Source organism: uncultured Erythrobacter sp., assembly GCF_947492365.1.
Taxonomy (GTDB): domain Bacteria; phylum Pseudomonadota; class Alphaproteobacteria; order Sphingomonadales; family Sphingomonadaceae; genus Erythrobacter.
The window spans coordinates 632111-653871 of record NZ_CANLMB010000002.1 but is presented as its reverse complement, the minus strand read 5'-3'; the positions used below and the strand labels follow the sequence as shown (position 1 = coordinate 653871).

Annotated in this window: 20 protein-coding genes and 1 tRNA gene; 7 read left to right on the top strand and 14 right to left on the bottom strand. The window is 60.7% G+C overall.

All coding sequences use genetic code 11. From position 1 onward, the window contains the following. Nucleotides 1-41: 41 nt before the first annotated feature. Nucleotides 42-809, top strand: a complete 768-nt coding sequence (locus tag Q0887_RS14415; RefSeq protein ID WP_299196580.1) for a crotonase/enoyl-CoA hydratase family protein — start codon at nt 42-44, stop codon at nt 807-809. A 1-nt stretch (nt 810) separates the two neighbouring features. Continuing rightward, nucleotides 811-1974, top strand: a complete 1164-nt coding sequence (locus Q0887_RS14410) for an acyl-CoA dehydrogenase family protein (protein ID WP_299196578.1) — start codon at nt 811-813, stop codon at nt 1972-1974. Nucleotides 1975-2282: 308 nt separating this feature from the next. Here Q0887_RS14410 and Q0887_RS14405 read toward each other — a convergent pair whose 3' ends face one another. After that, on the bottom strand, nt 2283-4805 hold the full coding sequence (locus Q0887_RS14405; RefSeq protein WP_299196576.1) for a TonB-dependent receptor: 2523 nt from the start codon (nt 4803-4805) through the stop codon (nt 2283-2285). Nucleotides 4806-5011: 206 nt separating this feature from the next. Continuing rightward, nucleotides 5012-7042 (bottom strand): TonB-dependent receptor, encoded by a 2031-nt coding sequence (locus Q0887_RS14400; protein ID WP_299196574.1) that lies wholly within the window; start codon nt 7040-7042, stop codon nt 5012-5014. Nucleotides 7043-7183: 141 nt separating this feature from the next. Here Q0887_RS14400 and Q0887_RS14395 point away from each other — a divergent pair, with 141 nt between their 5' ends. Next, nucleotides 7184-8692 carry an NAD(P)/FAD-dependent oxidoreductase gene (locus Q0887_RS14395; protein ID WP_299196571.1) on the top strand — a complete coding sequence of 503 codons (1509 nt, stop codon included), beginning with the start codon at nt 7184-7186 and terminating at the stop codon, nt 8690-8692. A 203-nt stretch (nt 8693-8895) separates the two neighbouring features. Further along, on the top strand, nt 8896-9660 hold the full coding sequence (locus tag Q0887_RS14390) for a competence/damage-inducible protein A (RefSeq protein ID WP_299196569.1): 765 nt from the start codon (nt 8896-8898) through the stop codon (nt 9658-9660). 452 nt (nt 9661-10112) lie between these two features. On the opposite strand, the gene rplA is transcribed toward Q0887_RS14390, so the two are convergent. From rplA to secE, 5 genes are all read right to left on the bottom strand, one after another. Continuing rightward, complete coding sequence (rplA, locus tag Q0887_RS14385) at nt 10113-10805, bottom strand: 50S ribosomal protein L1 (protein ID WP_299196567.1); 693 nt, start codon at nt 10803-10805, stop codon at nt 10113-10115. Nucleotides 10806-10809: 4 nt separating this feature from the next. After that, on the bottom strand, nt 10810-11241 hold the full coding sequence (rplK, locus tag Q0887_RS14380; RefSeq protein WP_299196566.1) for a 50S ribosomal protein L11: 432 nt from the start codon (nt 11239-11241) through the stop codon (nt 10810-10812). Between the two features lie 279 nt (nt 11242-11520). Beyond that, nucleotides 11521-13110 carry a hypothetical protein gene (locus Q0887_RS14375; RefSeq protein ID WP_299196565.1) on the bottom strand — a complete coding sequence of 530 codons (1590 nt, stop codon included), beginning with the start codon at nt 13108-13110 and terminating at the stop codon, nt 11521-11523. A gap of 192 nt (nt 13111-13302) precedes the next feature. Beyond that, nucleotides 13303-13839 (bottom strand): transcription termination/antitermination protein NusG, encoded by a 537-nt coding sequence (gene nusG / locus Q0887_RS14370; protein ID WP_299196564.1) that lies wholly within the window; start codon nt 13837-13839, stop codon nt 13303-13305. 56 nt (nt 13840-13895) lie between these two features. After that, nucleotides 13896-14132 carry a preprotein translocase subunit SecE gene (gene secE / locus Q0887_RS14365; RefSeq protein WP_299196563.1) on the bottom strand — a complete coding sequence of 79 codons (237 nt, stop codon included), beginning with the start codon at nt 14130-14132 and terminating at the stop codon, nt 13896-13898. A 248-nt stretch (nt 14133-14380) separates the two neighbouring features. Here secE and Q0887_RS14360 point away from each other — a divergent pair, with 248 nt between their 5' ends. Next, nucleotides 14381-15898, top strand: coding sequence for an amino acid carrier protein (locus Q0887_RS14360; RefSeq protein WP_299196562.1), 1518 nt, complete (start codon nt 14381-14383; stop codon nt 15896-15898). A gap of 57 nt (nt 15899-15955) precedes the next feature. Here the strand turns inward: Q0887_RS14360 and Q0887_RS14355 are convergent, their stop codons facing one another. From Q0887_RS14355 to Q0887_RS14345, 3 genes are all read right to left on the bottom strand, one after another. Further along, nucleotides 15956-16105: a hypothetical protein gene (locus Q0887_RS14355; RefSeq protein WP_299196561.1), complete on the bottom strand. Its 150-nt coding sequence runs from the start codon at nt 16103-16105 to the stop codon at nt 15956-15958. Nucleotides 16106-16243: 138 nt separating this feature from the next. Then, nucleotides 16244-16393: a hypothetical protein gene (locus tag Q0887_RS14350; protein ID WP_299196559.1), complete on the bottom strand. Its 150-nt coding sequence runs from the start codon at nt 16391-16393 to the stop codon at nt 16244-16246. Nucleotides 16394-16520: 127 nt separating this feature from the next. Then, nucleotides 16521-16596 (bottom strand) — tRNA-Trp (locus Q0887_RS14345). Between the two features lie 170 nt (nt 16597-16766). Here Q0887_RS14345 and aat point away from each other — a divergent pair. Then, nucleotides 16767-17483, top strand: a complete 717-nt coding sequence (aat, locus tag Q0887_RS14340; protein ID WP_299196558.1) for a leucyl/phenylalanyl-tRNA--protein transferase — start codon at nt 16767-16769, stop codon at nt 17481-17483. Here the strand turns inward: aat and Q0887_RS14335 are convergent. From Q0887_RS14335 to Q0887_RS14320, 4 genes are all read right to left on the bottom strand, one after another. Further along, the gene (locus Q0887_RS14335; RefSeq protein WP_299196557.1) at nt 17432-17944 is read right to left on the bottom strand and encodes a DUF2155 domain-containing protein; all 513 of its coding nucleotides are present in this window, start codon (nt 17942-17944) and stop codon (nt 17432-17434) included. The genes aat and Q0887_RS14335 overlap by 52 nt on opposite strands. 11 nt (nt 17945-17955) lie before the next feature. After that, entirely contained in the window at nt 17956-18387 is a 432-nt protein-coding gene (locus Q0887_RS14330; protein ID WP_299196555.1) for an NADH:ubiquinone oxidoreductase subunit NDUFA12, read from the bottom strand. Between the two features lie 296 nt (nt 18388-18683). After that, nucleotides 18684-19217: a DUF192 domain-containing protein gene (locus tag Q0887_RS14325; protein WP_299196554.1), complete on the bottom strand. Its 534-nt coding sequence runs from the start codon at nt 19215-19217 to the stop codon at nt 18684-18686. Beyond that, complete coding sequence (locus tag Q0887_RS14320; RefSeq protein ID WP_299196552.1) at nt 19201-19815, bottom strand: RecX family transcriptional regulator; 615 nt, start codon at nt 19813-19815, stop codon at nt 19201-19203. The genes Q0887_RS14325 and Q0887_RS14320 overlap by 17 nt, the downstream gene beginning before the upstream one ends. A 176-nt stretch (nt 19816-19991) precedes the next feature. Here Q0887_RS14320 and Q0887_RS14315 point away from each other — a divergent pair, with 176 nt between their 5' ends. Continuing rightward, the gene (locus tag Q0887_RS14315; protein WP_299196550.1) at nt 19992-21758 is read left to right on the top strand and encodes a fatty acyl-AMP ligase; all 1767 of its coding nucleotides are present in this window, start codon (nt 19992-19994) and stop codon (nt 21756-21758) included. Nucleotides 21759-21761 lie beyond the last annotated feature (3 nt).

The window sequence follows — 21761 nt, the reverse complement described above, 5'->3', positions numbered from 1 at the left end:
TAGGCCGGAAATTTGGGCCAACCTATCTGGGAGAGAGAACCTTGTCCGATACTCAAGAAGTGCTGACGGAAGTCCGCGACGGCGTGTTGATTGTCACGATCAACCGGCCCGAAGCGAAGAACGCCATGACCAAAGCGGCCTCCGAAGCGATTGCCGCGGCGATGGACCGGCTCGACGGCGAAGACGATCTGCGCGTGGGCATCCTGACCGGCGCTGGCGGGACATTCTGTTCGGGTATGGATTTGAAGGGCTTCCTGCGCGGCGAAAGCCCCAGCGTTGAGGGTCGCGGTTTTGGCGGCGTTGTGCAGGCGCCTCCGGCCAAGCCGCTGATCGCTGCGGTTGAAGGCTATGCGCTCGCGGGCGGGCTTGAGCTGATGATCGCATGCGATCTGGTGGTGGCCAATTCGGGCGCGAAATTCGGTATTCCCGAAGCCAAGCGCGGCCTTGTCGCTGCCGCTGGCGGGGTGATGATGCTGCCTGACCAGATCCCAGAGCGGATCGCGATGGAACTCGCGCTGACCGGTGACTTTATCGATGCGGGCCGCGCTTACGAGTTGGGCCTCATCAACACTGTCACCGACGGGCCTGCGCTAGACGGCGCGCTCGCACTGGCTGCGAAGATCGCTGCCAACGGGCCGCTGGCAGTGCGCGTATCGAAGCAAGTGATGAAGGAATCGCGCGGCTGGGCGATGGAAGATCGCTACACCAATCAGGGCAAGTTGATCGCCCCGGTCTTCGTTTCCGAAGACGCCCGCGAAGGCGCAGCCGCCTTTGCCGAAAAGCGCGCCCCGAACTGGAAGGGAAAGTAAGATGCCCGTAATCGACGTACCCCAGCCCGAGTTCATGGATGACGAGGAGATTTCGATCTTCGCCGATGCCGTGGGCAAATTCTTCAACCAGCACGCGCCCGAAAAACGCGTCGCCCAGTGGCGCGAAGACGGCCAGGTCGAGCGCGAGTTTTGGAACGAGGCGGGAGCGGCAGGTCTGCTCGGCGTTTCGGTGCCGGAGGAATATGGCGGGCATGGCGGCGATTTCCGGCATGACATGGTGATCCTCGACCAGCAGGCGAAACACGGAGTCGATGGCTTCGCGGCGAGCCTGCACAACACGATCATCCTGCCTTATATCGTGCGCCACGGCACCGAAGAGCAGAAGCAGAAATATCTGCCCAAACTCGTCTCCGGCGAACTCGTCAGCGCGATTGCGATGACTGAGCCGGGCGTTGGCAGCGATCTGCAGGCGATCACCACCACCGCGCTCAAAGATGGCAATGGCTACCGGATCAACGGGGCCAAGACCTATATCTCCAACGGGCAGACCGCAGACTTCATCGTGGTCGTCGCCAAGACCGACCCGAATGAGCGCGCCAAGGGCATCTCGCTGATGCTGCTCGAAACCGAGGGCGCGGAAGGGTTCCAGCGCGGCAAGAAGCTCGACAAGATCGGCCTCGACGCGGCGGACACGTCCGAGCTGTTCTTTGACGACGTGTTCGTGCCTGCTGAGAACGTGCTTGGCGGGGTTGAAGGCAAGGGCTTTTACCAGCTGATGGGCGAGCTTGCGCAGGAGCGGCTGGTGATCGCCATGGGCGCTGCGACGGGGATCGAGAAAGCGCTCGATACCACCATCGAATATGTCAAACAGCGCAAAGCTTTCGGGCAGACCATCTGGGACTTCCAGAACACCCAGTTCGTGCTGGCCGACCTCAAAGCCAAGGGCACAGCAGCGCGCATCTTCGTCAATGATTGCATCGCAAAGCTGCTCAAGGGCGAGCTGGACGTCGCAACCGCCGCCATGGCGAAATATTGGGTAACCGAGCTGCAAAGCGAAGTGGTCGACAAGTGCCTCCAGCTGCATGGCGGCGCGGGCTATATCAACGACTACCCGATCGCAAAGATGTACCGCGACAGCCGCATCAGCCGCATCTTTGGCGGCTCGAACGAAGTCATGAAAATGCTGATCGCGAGAAGTATGTAGTTTCGCACCCGCCTCCGCGGGTGCGTCCTCGGTGCAGCTCCTCCGCTTCGCTACGGTGCACCTGCGGCTCGCGCGCGTGCGCTCGCGGTCCGCTGGGCGCGGACCGTGCTCCGCGACACGTTGGATAACTTGGGATGGTACGACGCCGTAGGCGTCGCAAGGCCGACCGGCCGCCCGAGCTTATGCGAGGAAGCCAAGCGGGCCGGACGGCCCGCGCCCGGCGTTTGAGGGCGCAAACAAATCAACGCAAAACAAAAAAGGCGCCCCGGTTTCCCGAGGCGCCTTTTTGTGTCGCTAACCCTTTCGGATCAGAACTGGGTGCGCAGTGTCACACCGTAGGTTGCCGGCTGCTGCGGGAATGCAGAGCGCGAGGTGCTACGCAGCACGGTGTTGAACGTCACACCGCGCGTCACCTGATCGGTGATGTTGTTGCCCCAGACTTCCAGCGTCCACGTATCGTCAATCGAACCGATGCCGGCGCGAAGATTGATCTTCGTATTGCCGTCCTGGATGTCATACGGGTTGGCACCCTGGGTCGCCAGAATGACCGCCTGGGTCGAGGTCCGGCGATCGCTTTCTGTCCGCACTTGCCCGGTCAGGAACCCGCGCAGCGAGTTGCTGATATCACGGTCATAGTTGAAGCCCATGATCGCCACGATCTGCGGTGCGTTGGTCAGTTCATTACCGCACAGCGAGGTCACGTTGAGCGACGGCGCGTCACCATCACAATTCCCCGGATAACGGGCATTGGTGTAGGTCAGGCCAGCGTTGATCGTCAGATAGTCATCAGGACGGATCACCGTTTCCAGTTCAAGTCCGGTCGACTTCGCACTCGCCACGTTGAACGTGGTGAACTGCGCACCGGTAAATTCGAGAACCTGGAAGTTGGTGAACTCCTCGTGGAAGACCGCCATGTTGGCTGTCACCGCGCCATCGAGGAAGCGGCCCTTTACGCCGATCTCATAGGCATCGACTTCTTCGGAAAGGAAGGTCGGATCCGCACCGCCCGAATTGGCTGTAATGTCGAGGTTGATACCGCCCGACTTATAGCCGTGGGTGAAGCTCGCATAGGCGTTGATCGGCGCGGCGAACTCATAAGTGAGCTTACCGGTATAGATCAACTCACTGTCAGAGAACGGAACGTTGAACTCACGCGGCAGGAACGGCGTTGCGTCCGTGCCAATCGCTGGCGCGGTGAAGGCAAAGCAGCCGGTGCCCAGAACGGTCGGGACCAGAGCCGGGCCGACGGTCGCCGCGATTGTCGGCACACCGCCAAGCAGCGTCAGACATGTCGGATTGTTGCTCGCGGTCTGGGTAAAGCCGCCAGTCTTGCTCTCATCCGAATAGCGCAGGCCAATTGTCAGGCCGAGGCTGTCCGTGATGTTGAGCGTGTTATGCGTGAAGATCGACCAGCTTTCGCTGCTCTGCGCATAGACGTTGGTCGCGGTGGTCCCGGCAGGGCTAACGCCGTTGCCATTGGGAATACCGTCCACGATCAGGTCGGTCAGCAGCGTCAGCGGAGCCGGGCCGAGCGCGCCGCCAAACAGGCCGCCGATCAGCAGGTCGTAATCATTGCCAAGCGAGAAATCGATCGAGGCGTTGATCTGCTCGTCAGCGTAGTAGCCGCCGACCAGCCATTCGAGCGCGCCGTCCATGGCATCGCCCTGAATGCGGACTTCTGCCGTGAAAGTCTCGATATTGGTGTCGAGGCGATCCACATCGAACACTTCAAGCCCCGAGAAGTCGGAATCGTAATTCTCGTTAGCCTGGAAGTCGCGATACGAACCGATGATGATAAGGTCCGCGCTGTCACCCAGCGGGAATTCAAATTCACCGGTTACGCCCCATTGCTCAACCTCTGCCAGCGGCAGACGGTTTGAAGTCGCTGTCAGGTTGTCGAGCACTTGCTGGCCCGCTTCCTGATCGAACGGTGACGTCGATACAAACGGAGCCGCCATGCCGCCACGCGGCGGAGCGCCGAGCGCCACCAAGGTCGCTTCGAGCGGGGATGCAGCGAGCATTTCAACCGCTGCACAGCACTGGTTGGAGCTTTCCGTATAATCGAAGATCAAGCGGCCACGCACGCCGCCTTCGCTTTCGTAACCAAGCTGCCCGCGAAGGAGGAATTGGTCGATCGTGTTGGATTCGCCGATCTTCGTGCCGGTTTCATCGACCACATCGATATAACCGTCACGCTCACGATAGGCGCCGGTCAGGCGGACAGCGAGCGTGTCCTCGACAATCGGAGCGTTGATCGCGCCTTGCACGCTCATCAGATCGTAATTGCCGTAAGTCGCATTGGCGAAGCCGCCGAATTCGTTGAGATCCGGACGCTTGTTGGTGATGTTGAGCGCACCGGCCGAAGTGTTGCGGCCGAACAGAGTGCCTTGCGGTCCGCGAAGAACTTCGACGCGTTCAACATCGACAAATTCGGACAGGGCCACACCGGGGCGCGACTGGTAAGCGCCATCGACGAAGATGCCGACCGCGCTTTCAAAGCCGATATTGTTCGACGTGGTGCCGACGCCGCGAATACGCAGCACGACCGAACCCGAAGCGATCTGCGCGTTCGAGGTCGAGAAGCTGGGCGAAACCTGAGTGATGTTCTGAACGTTGACGACGCCCTGCTTGTCGAGCTGTTCGCCGCCGACTGCCGTCACCGCGATTGGAACATCCTGAATGTCCTGCGCGCGGCGGGTTGCCGTCACGATGATGACGCCGTCATTCTCATCAGGCGTCGCGACCGTGTCGTTGTCCTGCGCAAAGGCAGGTGCCGTGAAGGCAGAACAGGCCATAAGGCCAGCCGCATAGGCTGCAAACTTGCGTGTCATAAGATCGTCTCTCCACATTCCGCCCGGCATTTATTGCCGGTGCGTCTTACCGGTCGGTGAGACTATCAGTTGTTTACATTCTGCCAAGTGCCGTTGGGCGGTTGGTCAAAGCTAGTAGCATAAATGCAACTAGTCTGGCTCACCCTGCGCGGATCAGGGGTAAGTATCAGTATTGGCTCGGTTTATGCCAATAGCCGCCCTTTCGATCAAAAGCCGTAACGCAGGCCCAGCCAGAATGTCTGCGGCACGCCGAGGTCAATCGCCCCGCGCGAATTGCGCGTTACAATTGTCTCATCGAACACATTCTCAGCGCGGGCAATCACCGAGAAGCGACCAGCAATCGGCGCCTGCGCGAACAGGTCCAAAGTCGTGGCGGCAGGCAGGATGTCGGTTTCCTGATCATCTTCGAACTGCGCGCCGACATGGCGCAATGTGCTCGCAAGCCGCCAGCCTTCCGCCGGTTGCCACGCCAATGTCGCCGAGGCGGAGAATTCGGGCACTTGCGGCGGGCGATTGCCATCGAGCGCCAAAGATACGCCCTCTCCCGCAATCTCGGCATCGGTGAAGGCAAGCGAGGCATCAAAGCTGACTGCACCGAATTGCGCCGCGACCGCGCCTTCGACCCCGCGCGCATCGATGGCGGGCAGGTTCTGCCGCTGGCGCAGATTGGGCTGGAGCGTGACATTGGCAATCGCGTTCTCGACTTCGTTGTCGAACGCGGTCAGCGACAGCACCACTTCGTTTACGGGCTGCCAGTTGAGGCCGATTTCGAAGCCTTCCAGCCGCTCATTCTCAAGCGCCGCATTGGCCTGTGTCACAACCGGGAAGACCACAAAGGGCCGGTAAAGCTCGTTGAGCGTTGGCAGGCGCAGGCTGGTATAGGCCGCCGCGCGCAGGTCCAGACGGCGCGTGGCATAGAAGCTCGCGCCCGCGCGCCAGCTCACCGCCCAGTCGGATCGGTCAGCAGCAATCGTCTCACTCACCAGCTGACCATTGGCGTTCACCGCGCGGAAGAACCCGTCCTCGATCCGCGTATAGTCGGCGCGCAGGCCTCCGGTCAGCACCAGCGGACCGATCTGCCAGTCATCCTCGACGAAGAAGCCGAGATTGCTGTTGGTCCCGCCCGCACGGCGGCGCTCGCGCAGCAGAGTGGTGAAGGCGCTGTATGCCTCCTCCTGCAACTCGCCCGAAGACCGGCGGTAATCCGCTCCGATCCGCACATCATGCCCCTCGGCAATCGGAGGGCGCAGTTCAAACTTCGCGCCAAGCCCGGTCGAAGGCGTGTTGCGCTGGTCGAGCACGCGCACAAACCGCGTCGAGCTGATGACTTCATTGGAGAAATTGCGCGCCTGCACATAAGCGAGCGCGTCAAATGCCCATTCTCCGCGTCCGACGATCCGCAGGCTCGCATCCTGCCCCTCATGGCTGGAATCCGCGCCGTCAAAACGCAAGGTTCGGCGATCGTCGAACAGGCTTACGCGCGCTTGCAGCTCAACATCGTCGCTGACCGGAGCGACAGCGCGCAGGCCGACTTGCCAGCTGTCAAACGCAGCCCGCGCGCTCGCCGGAACGCGCTGGCCGGCTGGTGTTGTGAAAAAGCCCTGCCCGCGATCCCAGCGCCCGCTCGCTTGCGCAAAGCCTCCGCCCAGCCGCTGCGTCACCACGCCGCTGGCTTCGGTTTCCTCGCGGTCATTGATGAGCAGGCTTGCCGCCACCGGCCCAAGAGCATCAGGCCCCGCGCTTTCCAGCTCGATTGTGCCTGCGAGCGAGCCTGCACCAAACGGTCCCGACCCGCCGCCGCGCGTCACGCGGATGCGCGCGAGCGTTTCGGGCGCAATCGAGGAGAGCGGGATATAGCCGAAGAACGGATCATTGATCGGCACCCCGTCCAGCAGCACCAGCGCGCGGCTCGTCGCATTGCCGCCCAGGGCGCGCAAAGTGACGCCTTGGGCGCTGGGGTTGGATGAGCGGCTGTCCGAACGGCGAAATTGCTGGAAACCCGCAACGTTGGAGAGCGCATCCTCAATCCGCCCCGACCCGCTCGACACGATGGCTTCGCGCTCGAGTGTGACCGTCGAATAGACGATGTTGGAGAGCGCAGGCTCAAGCCCCTCGCCCGTGACCACGATCTCGGGTTCTTCGCTGGCGTCCTCCCCCGCGGCTTCACTCTGCGCAATGGCAGGAGCTGAGAGCGAAAGAGCAAAGACAGAGGCGGCGAGGTGGGTTGCGAATTTCATAGGAATGCGCGCTAGCGGCTTTGCCAGCCCAAGTCAGTTTCAAATTGCTATCAAGACTCGCTTTTCGTGCGGCGGTGTGTTTACATTGCTGTCAACAAGGCCTGCCGATACCGGGGGCAATACCGGGAAGAGAGAGACCCAATGCTAGCCACACCCCCTGATTTCGATGTGCTGATCGTCGGCGCAGGCATATCCGGTATCGGAATGGCGGCGCATATGCGGATGAAAGCGCCGCACCACTCCTTCACCATTGTCGAGCGGCGCGACAATCTGGGCGGGACGTGGGACCTCTTCCGCTATCCTGGCATCCGGTCGGACAGCGACATGCACACGCTCGGATTTGATTTTGAGCCGTGGCGGCACGAAAAATCCATCGCTGATGCGCCTGCGATCATCGAATATCTCAACCGTATTGTGGACGAGCGCGGCATCCGCGAGCGCATCCAGTTCGGGCAGAAAGTCATCTCTGCCGATTTCCGCGAAGACGAAGCGCGCTGGCATGTCGAAATGGAGCGCGAGGACGGTTCGCGCACGCATGTCACCGCCAACTTCATCTATCTCGGCTCCGGCTATTACGATTACGACGAGCCCTATGATCCCGGCTTCCAGCTCGGCGAATTTGAAGGGCAAGTGCTGCATCCGCAATTCTGGCCCGACGATCTCGACTACACTGGCAAGAAGGTCGTGGTGATCGGCTCGGGCGCGACAGCCGTGACCATTGTGCCTTCGATGGCCAAGGACGCGGCGCATGTCACCATGCTCCAGCGCACGCCGACCTGGATGGCAGGACGGCCTGCGAAAGACGGATTTGCCAATTTCTTGCGCAAGATCCTGCCGGAAAGCCTCGCCTACTCGATCACCCGGTTCAAAAATATCCGGATGCAGGATTTCATCTTCAAGGCGGCCCGCAAGAAGCCCGAGAAGGCCAAGCAGGCTCTGCGCAAAGGCTATGAAAAGGCGATGGGCCCTGACTACAACAAGGCCGATTTCGACGTGCCTTACAATCCGTGGGAGGAACGGCTTTGCCTCGTCCCCGACGACGACATGTTCAAAGCGCTGAAGTCCGGCGATGCGAGCATCAAGACCGGGCATATCGAGGCTTTCGAAGCCAAGGGTATCCGTCTGAAATCGGGCGAACTGCTGGAAGCGGACATCATCGTGACGGCAACCGGCCTCAAACTGGCGGTTGCGGGCAAGATCGATGTGCGCGTCAATGGCGATCCGGTGACTTTTGCCGAGCGTTTCTATTACAAAGGCTGCATGTTCTCGAACCTGCCCAACCTTGCGGTCGTGTTCGGATATCTCAATGCGAGCTGGACGCTGCGCGCTGATATCAATTCCGACTACGTCTGCCGCGTGCTCAACCATATGCGCGAAACCGGCACCGACATCGCCAATCCGGTGCTGACGCCTGAGGCAGAAGCCGCAATTGAAGAAGACGATATTTTCGACTTCTCAAGCGGCTATATCCAACGCGGCAAACACATCATGCCGCGCAATTCGGTCGATTACCCGTGGCGGCTCAATCAGGAATATGTGCTCGACCGCAAGCGCATGGCAAAAGACCCGGTGGATGACGGCCTGCTGACCTTCACCCGCGCTGGTGCGAATGCGCAATCCGCAGAGGAACAGCTCGAAGCGGCTGAGTAGTTGTTGCGCTCGCCCCTCCGGGCGAGCGTCCTCGCTAGACGCGCAGCAAAGCTGCGCCCGCGAAGTTTATCCTGAGCGGCTGGCTTACCAGTCAGCCGAAGGGGGGCGGCCGCGTGGCCTTGCGGCTGCTCTGCAGCCGAATTCACGAGCAGAATTCAGGTTGAAGCTTGAGGCCGATAGTCATCTCGCCTAACCCGCTTCGCATGACCTCTTCCGACAAAATCTGGACCGCAGGGCTCGTCATTATCGGCGATGAAATCCTGTCCGGCCGCACCCATGACAAGAATATCGCGCAGATCGCGAGCTGGCTTCAGGTGCAGGGCATCCGCCTGTCCGAAGTGCGCGTGGTGGCCGATGTCGAGGACCGCATTGTCGAGGCAGTCAACGCTCTTCGCGCGGCCAACGACTATCTCTTCACCACCGGCGGGATCGGGCCGACCCATGACGACATCACCGTCGATGCTGTTTCTGCGGCGCTCGGTGTGCCGGTTGTCGTCCATCCCGAAGCGCGCGCGATCCTTGAGAGATATTACGCCGACAAGCCCGGCGGGCTGACCGACGCGCGGCTGCGCATGGCCCGCGTGCCCGAAGGCGCCGAGCTCATCCCCAACCGCAAGACCGGCGCACCCGGTATCCGGCGCGGCAATGTGATCCTGATGGCGGGCGTCCCGCATATCACCGCTGGCATGCTCGATGCGCTGACCGGCAAGCTGGAAGGCGGCGCGCCGCTGATCGCGGAAACGATCGGCTGCTGGATCGCCGAAAGCGAAGTCGCCAACCTGCTGCGCGAAGTCGAAAAGGCGCATGAGAACTGCCAGATCGGCTCCTACCCCTTCTTCCGCGAAGGTAAGGTGGGCGCGAATTTCGTGATCCGCTCAACCCGTCAGGAAGACCTCTCCAGCTGCGTCGACAGCCTGACAGACGGGCTTGCGACCCACGGATACGATTTCACGCCCGGGGGTATTTAAAGCGAGCGCTTGACCAACAAGTCCAAGACGCCTAGCTGGCCCGCCATGCACAATATCGTGACCAACCTTCACCGATATCCTTACGCCGCTTAACGGCGCGCATCCGCGCGCCTGCGAGGCGTGCGATCAGCTAACATTCTGATCCGCGACTTGCCTTCCCTGTGGGAGGGTAAAGTCAGTAGTTCTGGCAATCGGACTGTAAATCCGATCCCTGCAAAGGGGAGTGGAGCGTAACCACACCCTCCCACCACTAAGCAACTCAGTCGCAGCATTAGCTCTTTCGAGCCACCAACGCCGTCGCAATGGTGCTTCCTCCTATCCATCGACGGGAACGCGTTAGTCTATTTCTCGGTGGCAACCGCCCGCGCGAAGCTCAAACGCTGAACACAAAAGGGGCCGGAAGCACCAAGCTTCCAGCCCCTCATGTCATCGTCAGACGATGTAGGAAAGCGTTACGCGCCCTCAATTCCAGACACGTCGATCTTCAGACCGGGGCCCATGGTCGAGGTCAGCGAGACCTTCTGGACATACTTGCCCTTTGAACCCGACGGCTTGGCTTTCACCACAGCCTGAGTGAGCGCTTCAAAATTCGCCTTGATGTCAGCATCCTTGAACGACAGCTTGCCGATGCCGGAGTGGATGATGCCCATCTTCTCGACGCGAAATTCGACCTGGCCGCCCTTGGCGTCCTTTACGGCCTGTTCCACGTTCGGGGTGACAGTGCCGAGCTTGGGGTTCGGCATCAGGCCCTTGGGACCAAGCACCTTACCCAGACGGCCGACAACGCCCATCATGTCCGGCGTGGCGATCACGCGGTCATAGTCGAGATTGCCGTTCTGCATGTCTTCCATCAGGTCTTCAGCGCCGACCTTGTCAGCACCAGCAGCGGTAGCCTTGTCGGCATTGTCGCCGCGCGCGAAGACCGCAACCTTGACGTCCTTGCCCGTGCCCGAAGGCAGCGAGACCATGCCGCGAACCATCTGGTCAGCGTGACGCGGGTCAACACCCAGGTTCATGGCCAGTTCGACGGTTTCGTCAAACTTCGCCTTGTGCTCGCGCAATACGGTGATTGCTTCGTCGATGCTGTAGAGCTTCTCTGCGTCGAGCTCGGCAACGACCTTCTGCTTTTTCGTGAGTTTAGCCATTGGTTCAGCCCTCCACCACTTCGAGGCCCATCGAACGCGCGGAGCCTTCGATGATCTTCATTGCCTGATCGATAGAATTCGCGTTGAGGTCAGCCATCTTGGCTTCCGCGATTTCCTTCACTGCGCTCTGCTTGATCGTGCCGGCCGAAACCTTGCCCGGCTCGCTCGAGCCTGACTTCAGCTTGGCGGCTTTCTTGAGCATGTAGCTCGCCGGCGGGCTCTTGAAGGTGAATGTGAACGAACGGTCGGCATAGACCGTGATCGTGGTCGGGATCGGAGCGCTCTTTTCAAGGTCCTGCGTGGCCGCGTTGAAGGCCTTGCAGAATTCCATGATGTTGACGCCGCGCTGACCCAGCGCCGGGCCGATCGGGGGTGAAGGGTTGGCAGTGCCCGCGGGCACCTGGAGCTTGATATAGCCCTCGATTTTCTTGGCCATGAGAGGCCTCCTTTTCTCACTGTTGCCGCGCTGTTTCCAACCCGGCTCATGTTAAGCGGTCCAGCGGCCTGTTTTCGAACAGACCTCCCGCACGGATTTCCCGCCTGTTTGATGGGAAGCGGCGCACATAGCGAGTCTGGCGCGTATTGCAAGCTGGAAGCGCGCGTCGGAGGGACTGTCTGGCGGTGCCCGCGCTCCGCTGGCCCTGCCTGTCTGGCCAGCGAGATTGCCGCCGCCACACCGGCAATCGCAAACAGCCGCAGGCCTTCTCCCAACGCGCTATTCGGGCGATCCGCCTCTGGGGACAATCTGGCTGGAGTCACTGTCGTAAGACCAGCCTTCGGGGAACGCCCGGTCGAGCGCGGATTGCAAACGCATTCCGGCCCGTGATCCGGCCAGCTCTTCGGCAGTCCGCCCCTGCGTTCTGCCGGCTTCGACGCCCGGCGCGAATATGTCGCTCAAATCACCGTTTTCCGCTTTATCAAGCTCGTAGCGAATGAGAGACCGTGCCGCTCTGTCGGCGCTGATACCCCCGCCGAATTCATCATATTGTTCAGACAGGCGATCAAGCTTTGCGCTGTAATTGCTGCGCTGTTCTTCGGTAAGGTCGGGCTGGCGCAACAATGCCTGTGTGGCGAGATATTCCTGCTCCAACCGGTCAAAGCGCAAGTCGAAATTGCGCTGAAACTCTGCACGCAACGGATCGGCGGCATCTATCGTTTCGAGCCTTTCGGCGAGATCGCGTAAGTTCGCGACCCGATCATCCTCAGTTTCACCGTAAAAGAGCCCGGGAACAATTCCCTGCACATCGCCGCGAACCGAGACAACCTGCAACTCGGGGTCATACTCGTTTGACAGCACCGGCGGCGCGATTTCTGCCATACCCCCAGTGAGCGAAGGTTTTTGCGGTTCTGCGGGAGATCCGGCGTCAGATGCTTCGTCGCCAGTCAGCTGAGACATGCGGTTTCGAAGGTCCAGAATCACGTCTCCACGCGGATTGATGCATGGGTCCGCCGCGCTCTCTTGCGCGCCCTCACTTACCGGAGAAACCGGCAAATCTTGCGGGTCCGTAGAATTGCCGAACAGGTTTCCGATGATCACCGCGTCCATGAATTCGCGAAAAGAGCGCGTAGTGGGATCTGATGCCCGATCCGCTTCCAGTTCCTGTAATCTCTCGAGGTCGCCTTCCCAATCCTGCATCGCCTCGCCGAGCCCTTCGCGGCCATCGAAATTGTCGGAACAGGGATCCGGGCTCAGGATGACAGGCGGCAGATAGTCTTCCTGCTCCAATATCTCGCGCAGCAACGCAGTCCGGCTCACTTGTGCGGGGACAGTCTCTGCTGCTGGCTCTTGTACCGTCGTGCAATCTCCACCTGGCTGGACGCTGGACGATTTGCGAAACGGGCCGTGGCCTGACAGGCGGGAAATGGCAGGAGGCGAGATATAAAGTTCGCCGTTTTGCCGTACCCCGATTGACTCTTCGCGCCATTGCCCTTCGCCATCGTCGAGCTGGTAATACTCGCCCCCGAAAGACTCAAAGCGCGTGGTTCCATCCGGGCCATAGCTGCGGACTTCGGTGAAACCGCGAAACACGATTGTGCCGGAAGAATAGTCGTTCTCTTCCATGTAATTATTGACGCTGCCGATCCGGCCCACAATGCTGCCGCCGTCATAGCTGAAGACCAGCGTTCCGCCGGTTGGTTCACTCTGATCGTCCCATGGACTGTAGGATTGCCACGTCCCGACCAGCCAGCTGAAGTCCCTGCAAACGTCCTCCGCCGATGGATCGGTTGTCTGCGCGAATGCCTTTTGCGGCTGCATTGCTGCGGCCAGCAGAAAAAGCGTCAGAAAAACGGATCGTAAGTGCATTTTCGCCTCCAAGAGATCCGGCGCCCGCTCTTCGCGTTTGCACCCGGTCCGATCGCGACATCCAATCATCCGTACACGTAGCGGATGTTCAGGGCTTGGAAGAACACGCCACGTGCCGGATGGCCGCGCACAAACAAAAAGGGCGCCGATCCCAGACCGGCGCCCTTTTGTTTTTCGCAGGCCTGAAGCTGCTTACTTGACCAGTTCGACCTGTTCGAAATCGAGTTCCACAGGCGTTGCGCGGCCGAAGATCGAGACGCTGACCTTGACCTTCGCCTTGTCGAAATCGAGCTCTTCGACAACGCCGTTGAAGCTGGCGAAGGGACCGTCGAGCACCTTGACCTGATCGCCGATTTCGTAATCGACGCTGATCTGGGTCTTGGGGGCGGACTTGGCTTCTTCGACACCGCCGAAATAGCGCGCGGCCTCTTTCTCGGAGATCGGCTGCGGCTTGTTGTTGTTGCCGAGGAAGCCGGTCACTTTGGGCGTGTTCTTGACGAGGTGATAGATGTCGTCATTCATCCGCAGCTTGGCGAGGACATAGCCGGGCATGAACTTGCGCTCGACCTGAACCTTCTTGCCGCGCTTCACTTCGGTCACGGTTTCGGTCGGAACCTCGATTTCCTCAACGCCTTCGGACAGGCCAAGGCGTTCGGCTTCGGAAATGATCGCTTCCTTCACCTTGTTTTCGAAACCGGAATAAGCGTGGATGATGTACCAGCGGGCCATGGGCTAATCCTTGGGAGTTCTATGCGTGTGCGCAGCGGCGGTCGGCGAGAGGCCGATCAGGCGAGCGTCAGCAGGAAATTGACGATGAATTTGAACAGCGAGTCGACGCCGAAGAAGAACAGCGACAGCAGCACCATGAAAATGAAGACGAAGATCGCGGTGCGCACGGTTTCCTCGCGCGTCGGCCACACGACCTTGCTGGTTTCGGTGCGGACCTGATTCACGAATTCGGGAATCGAGGTCTTGCGCTTTTTCTCGGCCTTGGCCGGTGGGGCCTTTTGTTCGTCAGCCATGTCTCGTGTGCTCGCCTTCGCGTGAGTGTGCGTATTTCATCCGGCTTTCAGGTAGGGTCCGTCGCCCTCCGGGACAAGGTCGCGGCTGGGCTTTACGTCTTACCAATGTCGGAATTGGAGGTGCAGATAAGGGGGATTCGCGGGGATGGCAAGAAAGAAGAGGGCGGAATCGGGACTAGTCATTTGCACCGCTCGGCTCTAGCGTGCGCGCTTTACCTTCGGGGACACATAAGAGGGGATAGCCAAACATGGCTGCAGACGTATCAGGCGCAGAAGCCTGGATCGAACCAATTACCAATGTTTCAGACTTTATCTGGGGCGGCACCTGGGACGGGGTGGAGGTTATACCCTTCCCGCCGATGACGATCGCCCTATTGGGCATCGGCCTGTGGATCATGGTCGGCCTCAAATTCTATCCGCTGCGCAATCTAGGCAGCGCGTTCAAGGGCTTGTTTGCCGGTCGCAAGAGCCAAGGTGACGGCGAAATCTCACCTTTTGCCGCACTCTCGACTGCGCTTTCTGGGCAAGTCGGCACGGGCAACCTAGCAGGTGTCGCAACCGCAATCGCGCTTGGCGGACCGGGTGCGATTTTCTGGATGTGGATCACGGCGCTGTTCGGCATGGCTCTGGCGTTTGCCGAAGGCGCGCTGGCGATCCGCTATCGTGAGCGTACCAGCGATGGTGTTCTGCGCGGCGGACCGATGACCTACATCATGATGGGCCTGGGCAAAAAGTGGACATGGCTAGCGATCGTCTTCTGTCTCGGCACGCTGTTCAGCGCGCTGGTGACGGGCAATTCGATCCAGGCCAACGCGGTTGCAGACGGGCTCAACGAGCTATTCGGGATCGAGGAATGGCTGGGCGGCGCGATTGTCGCGGTGCTTGTATTCGTCGTGATTATCGGCGGGATCAAGTCGATCGGCAGCGTCGCGGAAAAAGTCATCCCGTTCATGGCGGGCGCTTATGTCATCATGGCGGTTTTCGCGCTGATATTGAACTTCGGTGATCTGGGCGCGACTTTCATGCTCATCTTCAAAAACGCGTTTGGCTTCGATGCGGCGGCTGGCGGCTTCGCTGGCGGCATCATCATGCTTGCGATCCGGGCGGGCGTTGCACGCGGTCTCTTCTCTAACGAGGCGGGTCAAGGTTCCACTGCCATTGCCCACGCTGTGGCACAGACCAACGATCCCGAAGCGCAGGGCCGGATGGCGATGCTTGGCACCTTTATCGACACGATCGTGATTTGCACCATGACGGCGCTGGTGATCCTGACGGTTCGCGGCGACTTCATGGCGGGAACCGAGGCTGTCAGCTATGCGTGGCAATCGGACCGTGTTGGTTTTGAAATGACCAGCGGTGCATTCGCAGCGGCTTTCCCGGTTGAGCTTGCGGGCGTCGCAATCGGCACCCTGGTCGCCTCGATCGCGCTCATCCTGTTCGTGTTCACGACATTGCTGACGTGGTCCTATTATGGCGAGCGGGCGATCACCTTCATCTATGACCGCTTCCCCGGCTCGACCCGCGGCGGCGAGAAGGTGCTCCACATCATCTGGCGCGTGCTTTGGTGTCTGGTGATTTTCCTCGCAGCGGCCCAGCCTTCCGAGCTGGTCTGGCGTTTGGGCGACATTTCCAACGCCGCAATGGCATTGCCCAACTTGTTGGCGCTGCTGCTGCTTTCGGGCGTGGTCTTCAAGCTTGCTCAAGGCATCAAGGATGCCGGACCGGACCATCGGGAAGACACTCCCGAAGAGCCGAACGAGTATTGATGGGATTGGGGGGAGTCGATCCGGCCTGCTGCCGGCGGCTCCCCCTCACCCTCACCCTCAATACCGCCCAAGCAGACGCTCCAGCCATGATGGTTCGTGCATAGGCCGCACCGGGCCATAGGCGAGTGCGCGCAGGCTCGGGTCTGAATAAGGGCGCGGGCTGGACCATTGGTCAGGCCGCGAACTGCGATAGGAATAGTGGCTCATAATTTTCCTCCTGTTCGGGCGGCGAAAAGAGAGGTGGCCGCCCGGCTAGAGGTCCGCTCTGCACCCGAATGGCTGGCGCAAAGCTGAGCGCGCAATTTAGCTAATGTTCAGCTAAACGTATCTTAATGTGAACAAGCGTCACCAGCGGCGCAGCAATCTTTCGACAAAGCTGGGCTCATGCATCGGACGGATCGGGCCGTATTTCTGACGACGCAGCAAGGCATCCACTGCCTGCGACTGTTTCGAACATCGCGCGCTGCGAGCTGTGTGGTGACTCGATCCGTTCATGGGCAATTCTCCGAAGACCTTTCGCTGCAACGCGCATCATGCGCCGCGCAAAGTCGAGAATTCTCGACCGCAATACTGCGGGTTTGCCCTCATGGGGCCAGCCGGAGTCACCAAAGATCAAAGAAAATGGCAGGGGTGACAGGATTCGAACCCGTGGCCCTCGGTTTTGGAGACCGATGCTCTACCAACTGAGCTACACCCCTGCAGGAGGAGCGCGCTTTATCGGAGCGCTGCGCAATAGGCAACCATCCATTGCTTCTCACCCAACAGAGCGCGGCGAATAGCAATTCCGCCATGGGTTCCGGCCATGTCTGGAGCACCCCTCGTCGTTTCGTTACTAGCCGCGCGGGCACGGTCTGGTAAAACCGCCGCCATGCACTCGCCCATCAACCCGGCCTCGCGCAACGCAATTCCGGTGGAAACGCTGCTGCTCGCCTATCGCAGCGGGATTTTCCCGATGGCCGATACGCGCGAGGATGAAGACGTCTTCTGGGTCGAGCCGCGCGACCGTGCCATTATCCCCCTCGATGGCCTGCGCGTGTCGAAGAGCCTTCGCAAAGTGCTGCGCGCGGACCGCTTTATCGTCACGCTCGACACCGCCTTTGATGATGTGATCCGCGCCTGCTCTGCCCCGCGCCCGGGCCATCCGGAAAGCTGGATCAGCGAAAGGATTGTGGCGAGCTATGTCCAGCTGCACCGCGCCGGCCATGCCCATTCGGTCGAATGCTGGATCGAGGAACAGGGCAATCTCCTGCTCGTCGGCGGGCTTTACGGGGTCGCCTTCGATTCGGTGTTTTGCGGGGAGAGCATGTTCTCCCTCGCCGACAATGCCAGCAAGGTCGCGCTGTGCTGGCTGGTGGCGATGCTGCGCGAGGCGGGTTTCAGCCTGCTCGATTGCCAGTTCATGACCGATCACCTCGCCTCTATGGGCGCGGTGGAGATGCCGCAGGCGGACTATCTGGATTTGCTGGCAAAGGCGCGGGGGAAGCCCGAATTGTGGCTCGATGCCGCGCATCGCCGGTTCAGCTCAGCGGAGAATCACTCTTCCCCGGGAAAGCTCATCGCGCAGTCTTTGACCCAGACATCATAGACCGGGTGCTCGACGATATTGAGGCTGGGATTTTCCTTGAACAGCCAGCCTGAGAATATGCGCGTGTGCTCGTCCGCGCCGCGTTCGAGCACGTCGACCTGAACGAAAGCGCCCGTTTCCTGCGGGAATTCATGCGGCGCTGTGCGCTCACAGTTTTCAAGCCGCACGATCACCGGACCTTGCTCGATCGTCTCGCCGGTCCTGATCTCGAAATCCTGACTGACATTGTTGCGCTTGTTGAGCAGGCCGATCGTGGCCACGCGCTCGGCAATCGGGGTTGCGCCTTCGACTTCGGTGACCCCGCCCTCACCTGCGCCCTCACCTGCGCCTTCGGCAGGCTCCGGCGCCGCGTCATCGAGCGGGACAGCCACAGCCTCCGCATCGGGATCAGCCTCGGTCTCGCCGCAAGCGGCCAAGACCAGCACGCTCGCAAGCGGAATGAGGGCAAGGCGTGCGCGCATAGAGATAGTGCTTAGCCTTCCGGCTCCCCAAGAGGATCCCAAGCCTCGTAATCGCCGTCCGCAGAGGCGCGTTTGCCGCCGCGTTCCAGCGCGCCTTGGGGGCGGTAAGCCTGCGGCGTGCCGGTGGCGTTGGGGGTGTAATCCGCTTCCCATATCTTTGCAGGTGGGAGAAAGCTTTCGGGCACATCGTCGAACGATCCGTGGAGCCATCCGTGCCACTCAGCGGGCACGCGGCTGGCGTCATTGGGGCCGTTATAGATCACCCAGCGGCGCTCTTTCTGCGTGTAGGAGCCATTGTTCGGCCCGCCGCGCCCTTTGGCACGGTAATATTTGTTGCCTTGCGCATCGGTGCCGACATGCTCGCCGCCAACGCGGGTGGACCACCAATGGGTGCCGAGCGTCCCGCCATCCCACCAAGTGAAGATTTTGCCGAATATAGCCATCGGGCGCGGATAGTGGGTTTCGAGACTGGCTTCAAGCGTGGTTAGTGTGTTTGTTGCCCCCTCAGACGCCGGGCGCGGGCCGTCCGGCCCGCTTGGCTTCGCCGCATAAGCGGCGGCGCGCGGTCGCGCGCTGGCTCGCCTCCGGCTCGCAACCATCCCAATCCAGAACCTTGGTCACGGCAGTCAAAGGGCGACCGCCCGCCCGCAGCGGGTCCGTAGCGAAGCGAAGGACGTCTAGCGAGGGAGTCGAAGACGGGCCGAAGGCCCACCCGGCCCACGGAGGTGGGAGCGAAAAGCTAATCTTCCAATTCAAACTCGACCAGATCGCCTGCGCTGATCCCAAGCTCTTCCGACCGCCCGCCGCGAATCTCGAACACTGCAATCGAGAGCCCGTCGGAATACACGCTGTCGGTCGAATAGGGCACACCCGCCTCGATATTGGTGATCCGGTAATCGGGGCCGATAAAGATGATGTCGAGCGGCAGCGGGGTGTTCTTCATCCAGAAACTGCGCGCTTGCGGAGTGTAGGAGGGGAACAGCATTCCTTCCCCGTCTCCCATTTCGGTGCGGAACATCATGCCGCGCGCCTGCGCTTCGTTGGTATCGGCAAGCTCGGTGACGAAGGAATGGCGCGTCTCGCCGCTCACCACAGTGACGTCGATCAAGCGAAGGCCTGATTCTGAATGGGTCGCCGCTTCGTTTTGAGCGACCGGAACAGGAGAAGGCTCACCCGCGCTGCCGGAAGGGGCGCAGGCAGCAGCGAACAGCACAATCGGCGCGAATATCGGCAGGCCGGGTCGCCGCAGCAAAGCGTCAAAAATCGCCATCATCTTCGGCCTCCTCAAGCCATTCCTCAATCTCGTCCTCGGCGGATGCATCAAGGATGAACCGCACATGCTCGTATAGATGGCCAGCGCGCAGCATGGCGGCAACCTGTTTTTCGCGCTGCTTGTGGCGCTGATCGGATGGCATGTCTTCATCCTGCGCAATTGCGAAGGGCCCAAAGCGGCGTTTCTTGGCCAGCAGAGCCGCCGCGCGGCGGCATTCGGCTTCGGCAGGGGCGTTGTCGCTGCGCACCTGCTCCTCGACACCCGCAGCCCAGAGCGCCTGCTCGACCCGCCTTGCGCCATATCCGCGCGCGGTGAGATCACGGCTGCGACCGCGCGCATAGGCATCGTCGTCGATATAGCCCAGCTCGATAAAGCGCGTGACGGTGCCGGTTACGTCCAGATCGCGGGCGCGGCCGTCTTCGTCTTCAGCCACACCCCGCTCGCGGATTTTGCGCGCGAGATATTGTTCGAGCTTGGCCCCCGTCGTGGAAAAGCGCGCAACATAGGACAATGCCAGATCGCGCAGGCTCGTCTCGTCAAGCGGACGTGACTTGCGCTCCTTTCGAGCGCCCTTTTTGCCGCGCTCGGAACGCCGCATTTCGCGCTCTTGCGAGAAGGATTTGCCTTTACCTGCCACCATTTCGCCTTATTCGTGCCACAGTCCTTATCAAATGGGAAAAGATATGAGGGGAGACGGCCCGTTTGGCCTATCCCACAAGGGATGTCTAAAAGCGTGACAGCTTACGCATTAACATACGGGTATCGCTGAACAATATGACCGACGCCGCATTGACGCCGACGCCGAATGATTGCGAATTGCCGCGCATCCGCGCCCAGTTTGCGACCTTCAACGAAGCCATTGACTACGCCGCCCGCAGCGAAAAGGGGCTCAATTTCCACGATATGCGTGGACAGCTTGAGCGTGTGTACCCTTATTCTGAAATGCGCGAAGACGGCATTGAAATGGCCTATCGCCTGATCGAATACGGGATCAAGCCGGGGGACCGGATCGCGCTGGTCGCAGAGACTTGCGCCGACTTTGCCGCTTTGTTCTGCGGCTGCGTCTATGCCGGTGCTTGGCCGGTGCCGCTGCCTTTGCCGACCACATTCGGCGGCAAGGAAAGCTATATCGATCAGCTCGCGGTGCAGCTCAACAGCTCCGATCCGGCGATCCTGATCTATCCTGAAGAGATTGGCGAAATGGCTGCCTCTGCGGCTGCAAAACAGGGCTGTGCAGGCGAAAGCTGGCAGGACTTTGCCAAACGCGCCGCTCCGCAGGTCGACCTGCCCGAAACCAAGCCCGACGACATTTGCTATCTGCAATATTCCTCCGGCTCGACCCGTTTCCCCACCGGGGTCGCGGTCACGCATGAGGCTTTGCTGCACAATCTCTATGGCCATGCCGTATCGATGGATTTGAAAGAGAATGACCGCTGCGTCAGCTGGTTGCCGCTCTATCATGATATGGGACTGGTCGGCTGTTTCCTGTCGCTGATCGCCAACCAGTTCTCGGTCGATTATCTGAAACCCGACGCCTTTGCCCGCCGTCCGCTGGCATGGCTCGACATGATCAGCCGCAACAAGGGCAACACCGCCAGCTACTCGCCGACCTTCGGCTATGACATTTGCGCGCGCCGCATTTCCAGCCAGAGCAATGTGGCTGAACGCTTCGACCTGTCGCGTTGGCGGCTTGCGGGCAACGGCGCGGACATGATCCGGCCCGACGTCATGCAAAGCTTCGTCAACGCTTTTGCACCTGCGGGCTTCAAGGCTTCGGCCTTCACCCCTTCCTATGGTCTGGCCGAAGCGGTTCTGGCCGTCACGGTCATGCCGCCGGGCGAAGGCATCCGCGTCGAGCTGGTTGAGGAAGAGCGCCTCTCCGGCACGCCGCGCGATATCTCGCGCCCGGCCCGCTACCGCGCGATCGTCAATTGCGGCAAGCCGCTGCCCGATATGGAAGTGCGCATTTGCGGACCCGAGGAAGAGGGCGTTGGCCCCGCGCGCGGCGACCATCAGATCGGCAAGGTCTGGTGCCGCGGGCCTAGTGTGATGCACTCCTATTTCCGCGACGAGGAAGCGACCGAAGCCTGCCTCGTCCCAAGCACTGAAGAAGGTAAGGGCGACTGGCTCGACACCGGCGATATGGGCTATGTCGCGGACGGATATCTGTTCATCGTGGGCCGCGCGAAGGACATGATCATCATCAACGGCAAGAACCACTGGCCGCAAGATATCGAATGGGCGGTCGAGCAGCTGCCCGGCTTCAACCACGGCGATATTGCCGCCTTTGCGGTCGAGACAGAAGGCGGCGAAGAAGCGCCTGCCGTGCTGGTCCATTGCCGCGTTTCCGATCCCATAGAGCGCGTCAAACTGCGCGAACAGATCTCTGACAAGGTCCGCTCGGTCACCGGCATGAGCTGCGTGGTCGAACTGGTTCCCCCACGCACATTGCCGCGCACCAGCTCAGGCAAACTCAGCCGCGCCAAGGCAAAGAAGCTCTATCTGGCAGGCGAGATCGTGCCGCTGGAGTTGGCAGCCTGATTA

What these genes read in the sequence shown, in the direction of transcription:
- Q0887_RS14330 (WP_299196555.1), bottom strand. Translation starts at nt 18,387, where the DNA reads ATGGCTATATTCGGCAAAATCTTCACTTGGTGGGATGGCGGGACGCTC.
- secE (WP_299196563.1), bottom strand. Translation starts at nt 14,132, where the DNA reads ATGGCTGACGAACAAAAGGCCCCACCGGCCAAGGCCGAGAAAAAGCGC.
- nusG (WP_299196564.1), bottom strand. Translation starts at nt 13,839, where the DNA reads ATGGCCCGCTGGTACATCATCCACGCTTATTCCGGTTTCGAAAACAAG.
- Q0887_RS14410 (WP_299196578.1), top strand. Translation starts at nt 811, where the DNA reads ATGCCCGTAATCGACGTACCCCAGCCCGAGTTCATGGATGACGAGGAG.
- Q0887_RS14320 (WP_299196552.1), bottom strand. Translation starts at nt 19,815, where the DNA reads ATGCGGCGTTCCGAGCGCGGCAAAAAGGGCGCTCGAAAGGAGCGCAAG.
- Q0887_RS14355 (WP_299196561.1), bottom strand. Translation starts at nt 16,105, where the DNA reads ATGAGCCACTATTCCTATCGCAGTTCGCGGCCTGACCAATGGTCCAGC.
- aat (WP_299196558.1), top strand. Translation starts at nt 16,767, where the DNA reads ATGCACTCGCCCATCAACCCGGCCTCGCGCAACGCAATTCCGGTGGAA.
- Q0887_RS14335 (WP_299196557.1), bottom strand. Translation starts at nt 17,944, where the DNA reads ATGCGCGCACGCCTTGCCCTCATTCCGCTTGCGAGCGTGCTGGTCTTG.
- Q0887_RS14405 (WP_299196576.1), bottom strand. Translation starts at nt 4,805, where the DNA reads ATGACACGCAAGTTTGCAGCCTATGCGGCTGGCCTTATGGCCTGTTCT.
- Q0887_RS14325 (WP_299196554.1), bottom strand. Translation starts at nt 19,217, where the DNA reads ATGATGGCGATTTTTGACGCTTTGCTGCGGCGACCCGGCCTGCCGATA.
- Q0887_RS14375 (WP_299196565.1), bottom strand. Translation starts at nt 13,110, where the DNA reads ATGCACTTACGATCCGTTTTTCTGACGCTTTTTCTGCTGGCCGCAGCA.
- Q0887_RS14390 (WP_299196569.1), top strand. Translation starts at nt 8,896, where the DNA reads ATGACCTCTTCCGACAAAATCTGGACCGCAGGGCTCGTCATTATCGGC.
- rplA (WP_299196567.1), bottom strand. Translation starts at nt 10,805, where the DNA reads ATGGCTAAACTCACGAAAAAGCAGAAGGTCGTTGCCGAGCTCGACGCA.
- Q0887_RS14395 (WP_299196571.1), top strand. Translation starts at nt 7,184, where the DNA reads ATGCTAGCCACACCCCCTGATTTCGATGTGCTGATCGTCGGCGCAGGC.
- rplK (WP_299196566.1), bottom strand. Translation starts at nt 11,241, where the DNA reads ATGGCCAAGAAAATCGAGGGCTATATCAAGCTCCAGGTGCCCGCGGGC.
- Q0887_RS14360 (WP_299196562.1), top strand. Translation starts at nt 14,381, where the DNA reads ATGGCTGCAGACGTATCAGGCGCAGAAGCCTGGATCGAACCAATTACC.
- Q0887_RS14315 (WP_299196550.1), top strand. Translation starts at nt 19,992, where the DNA reads ATGACCGACGCCGCATTGACGCCGACGCCGAATGATTGCGAATTGCCG.
- Q0887_RS14400 (WP_299196574.1), bottom strand. Translation starts at nt 7,042, where the DNA reads ATGAAATTCGCAACCCACCTCGCCGCCTCTGTCTTTGCTCTTTCGCTC.
- Q0887_RS14350 (WP_299196559.1), bottom strand. Translation starts at nt 16,393, where the DNA reads ATGAACGGATCGAGTCACCACACAGCTCGCAGCGCGCGATGTTCGAAA.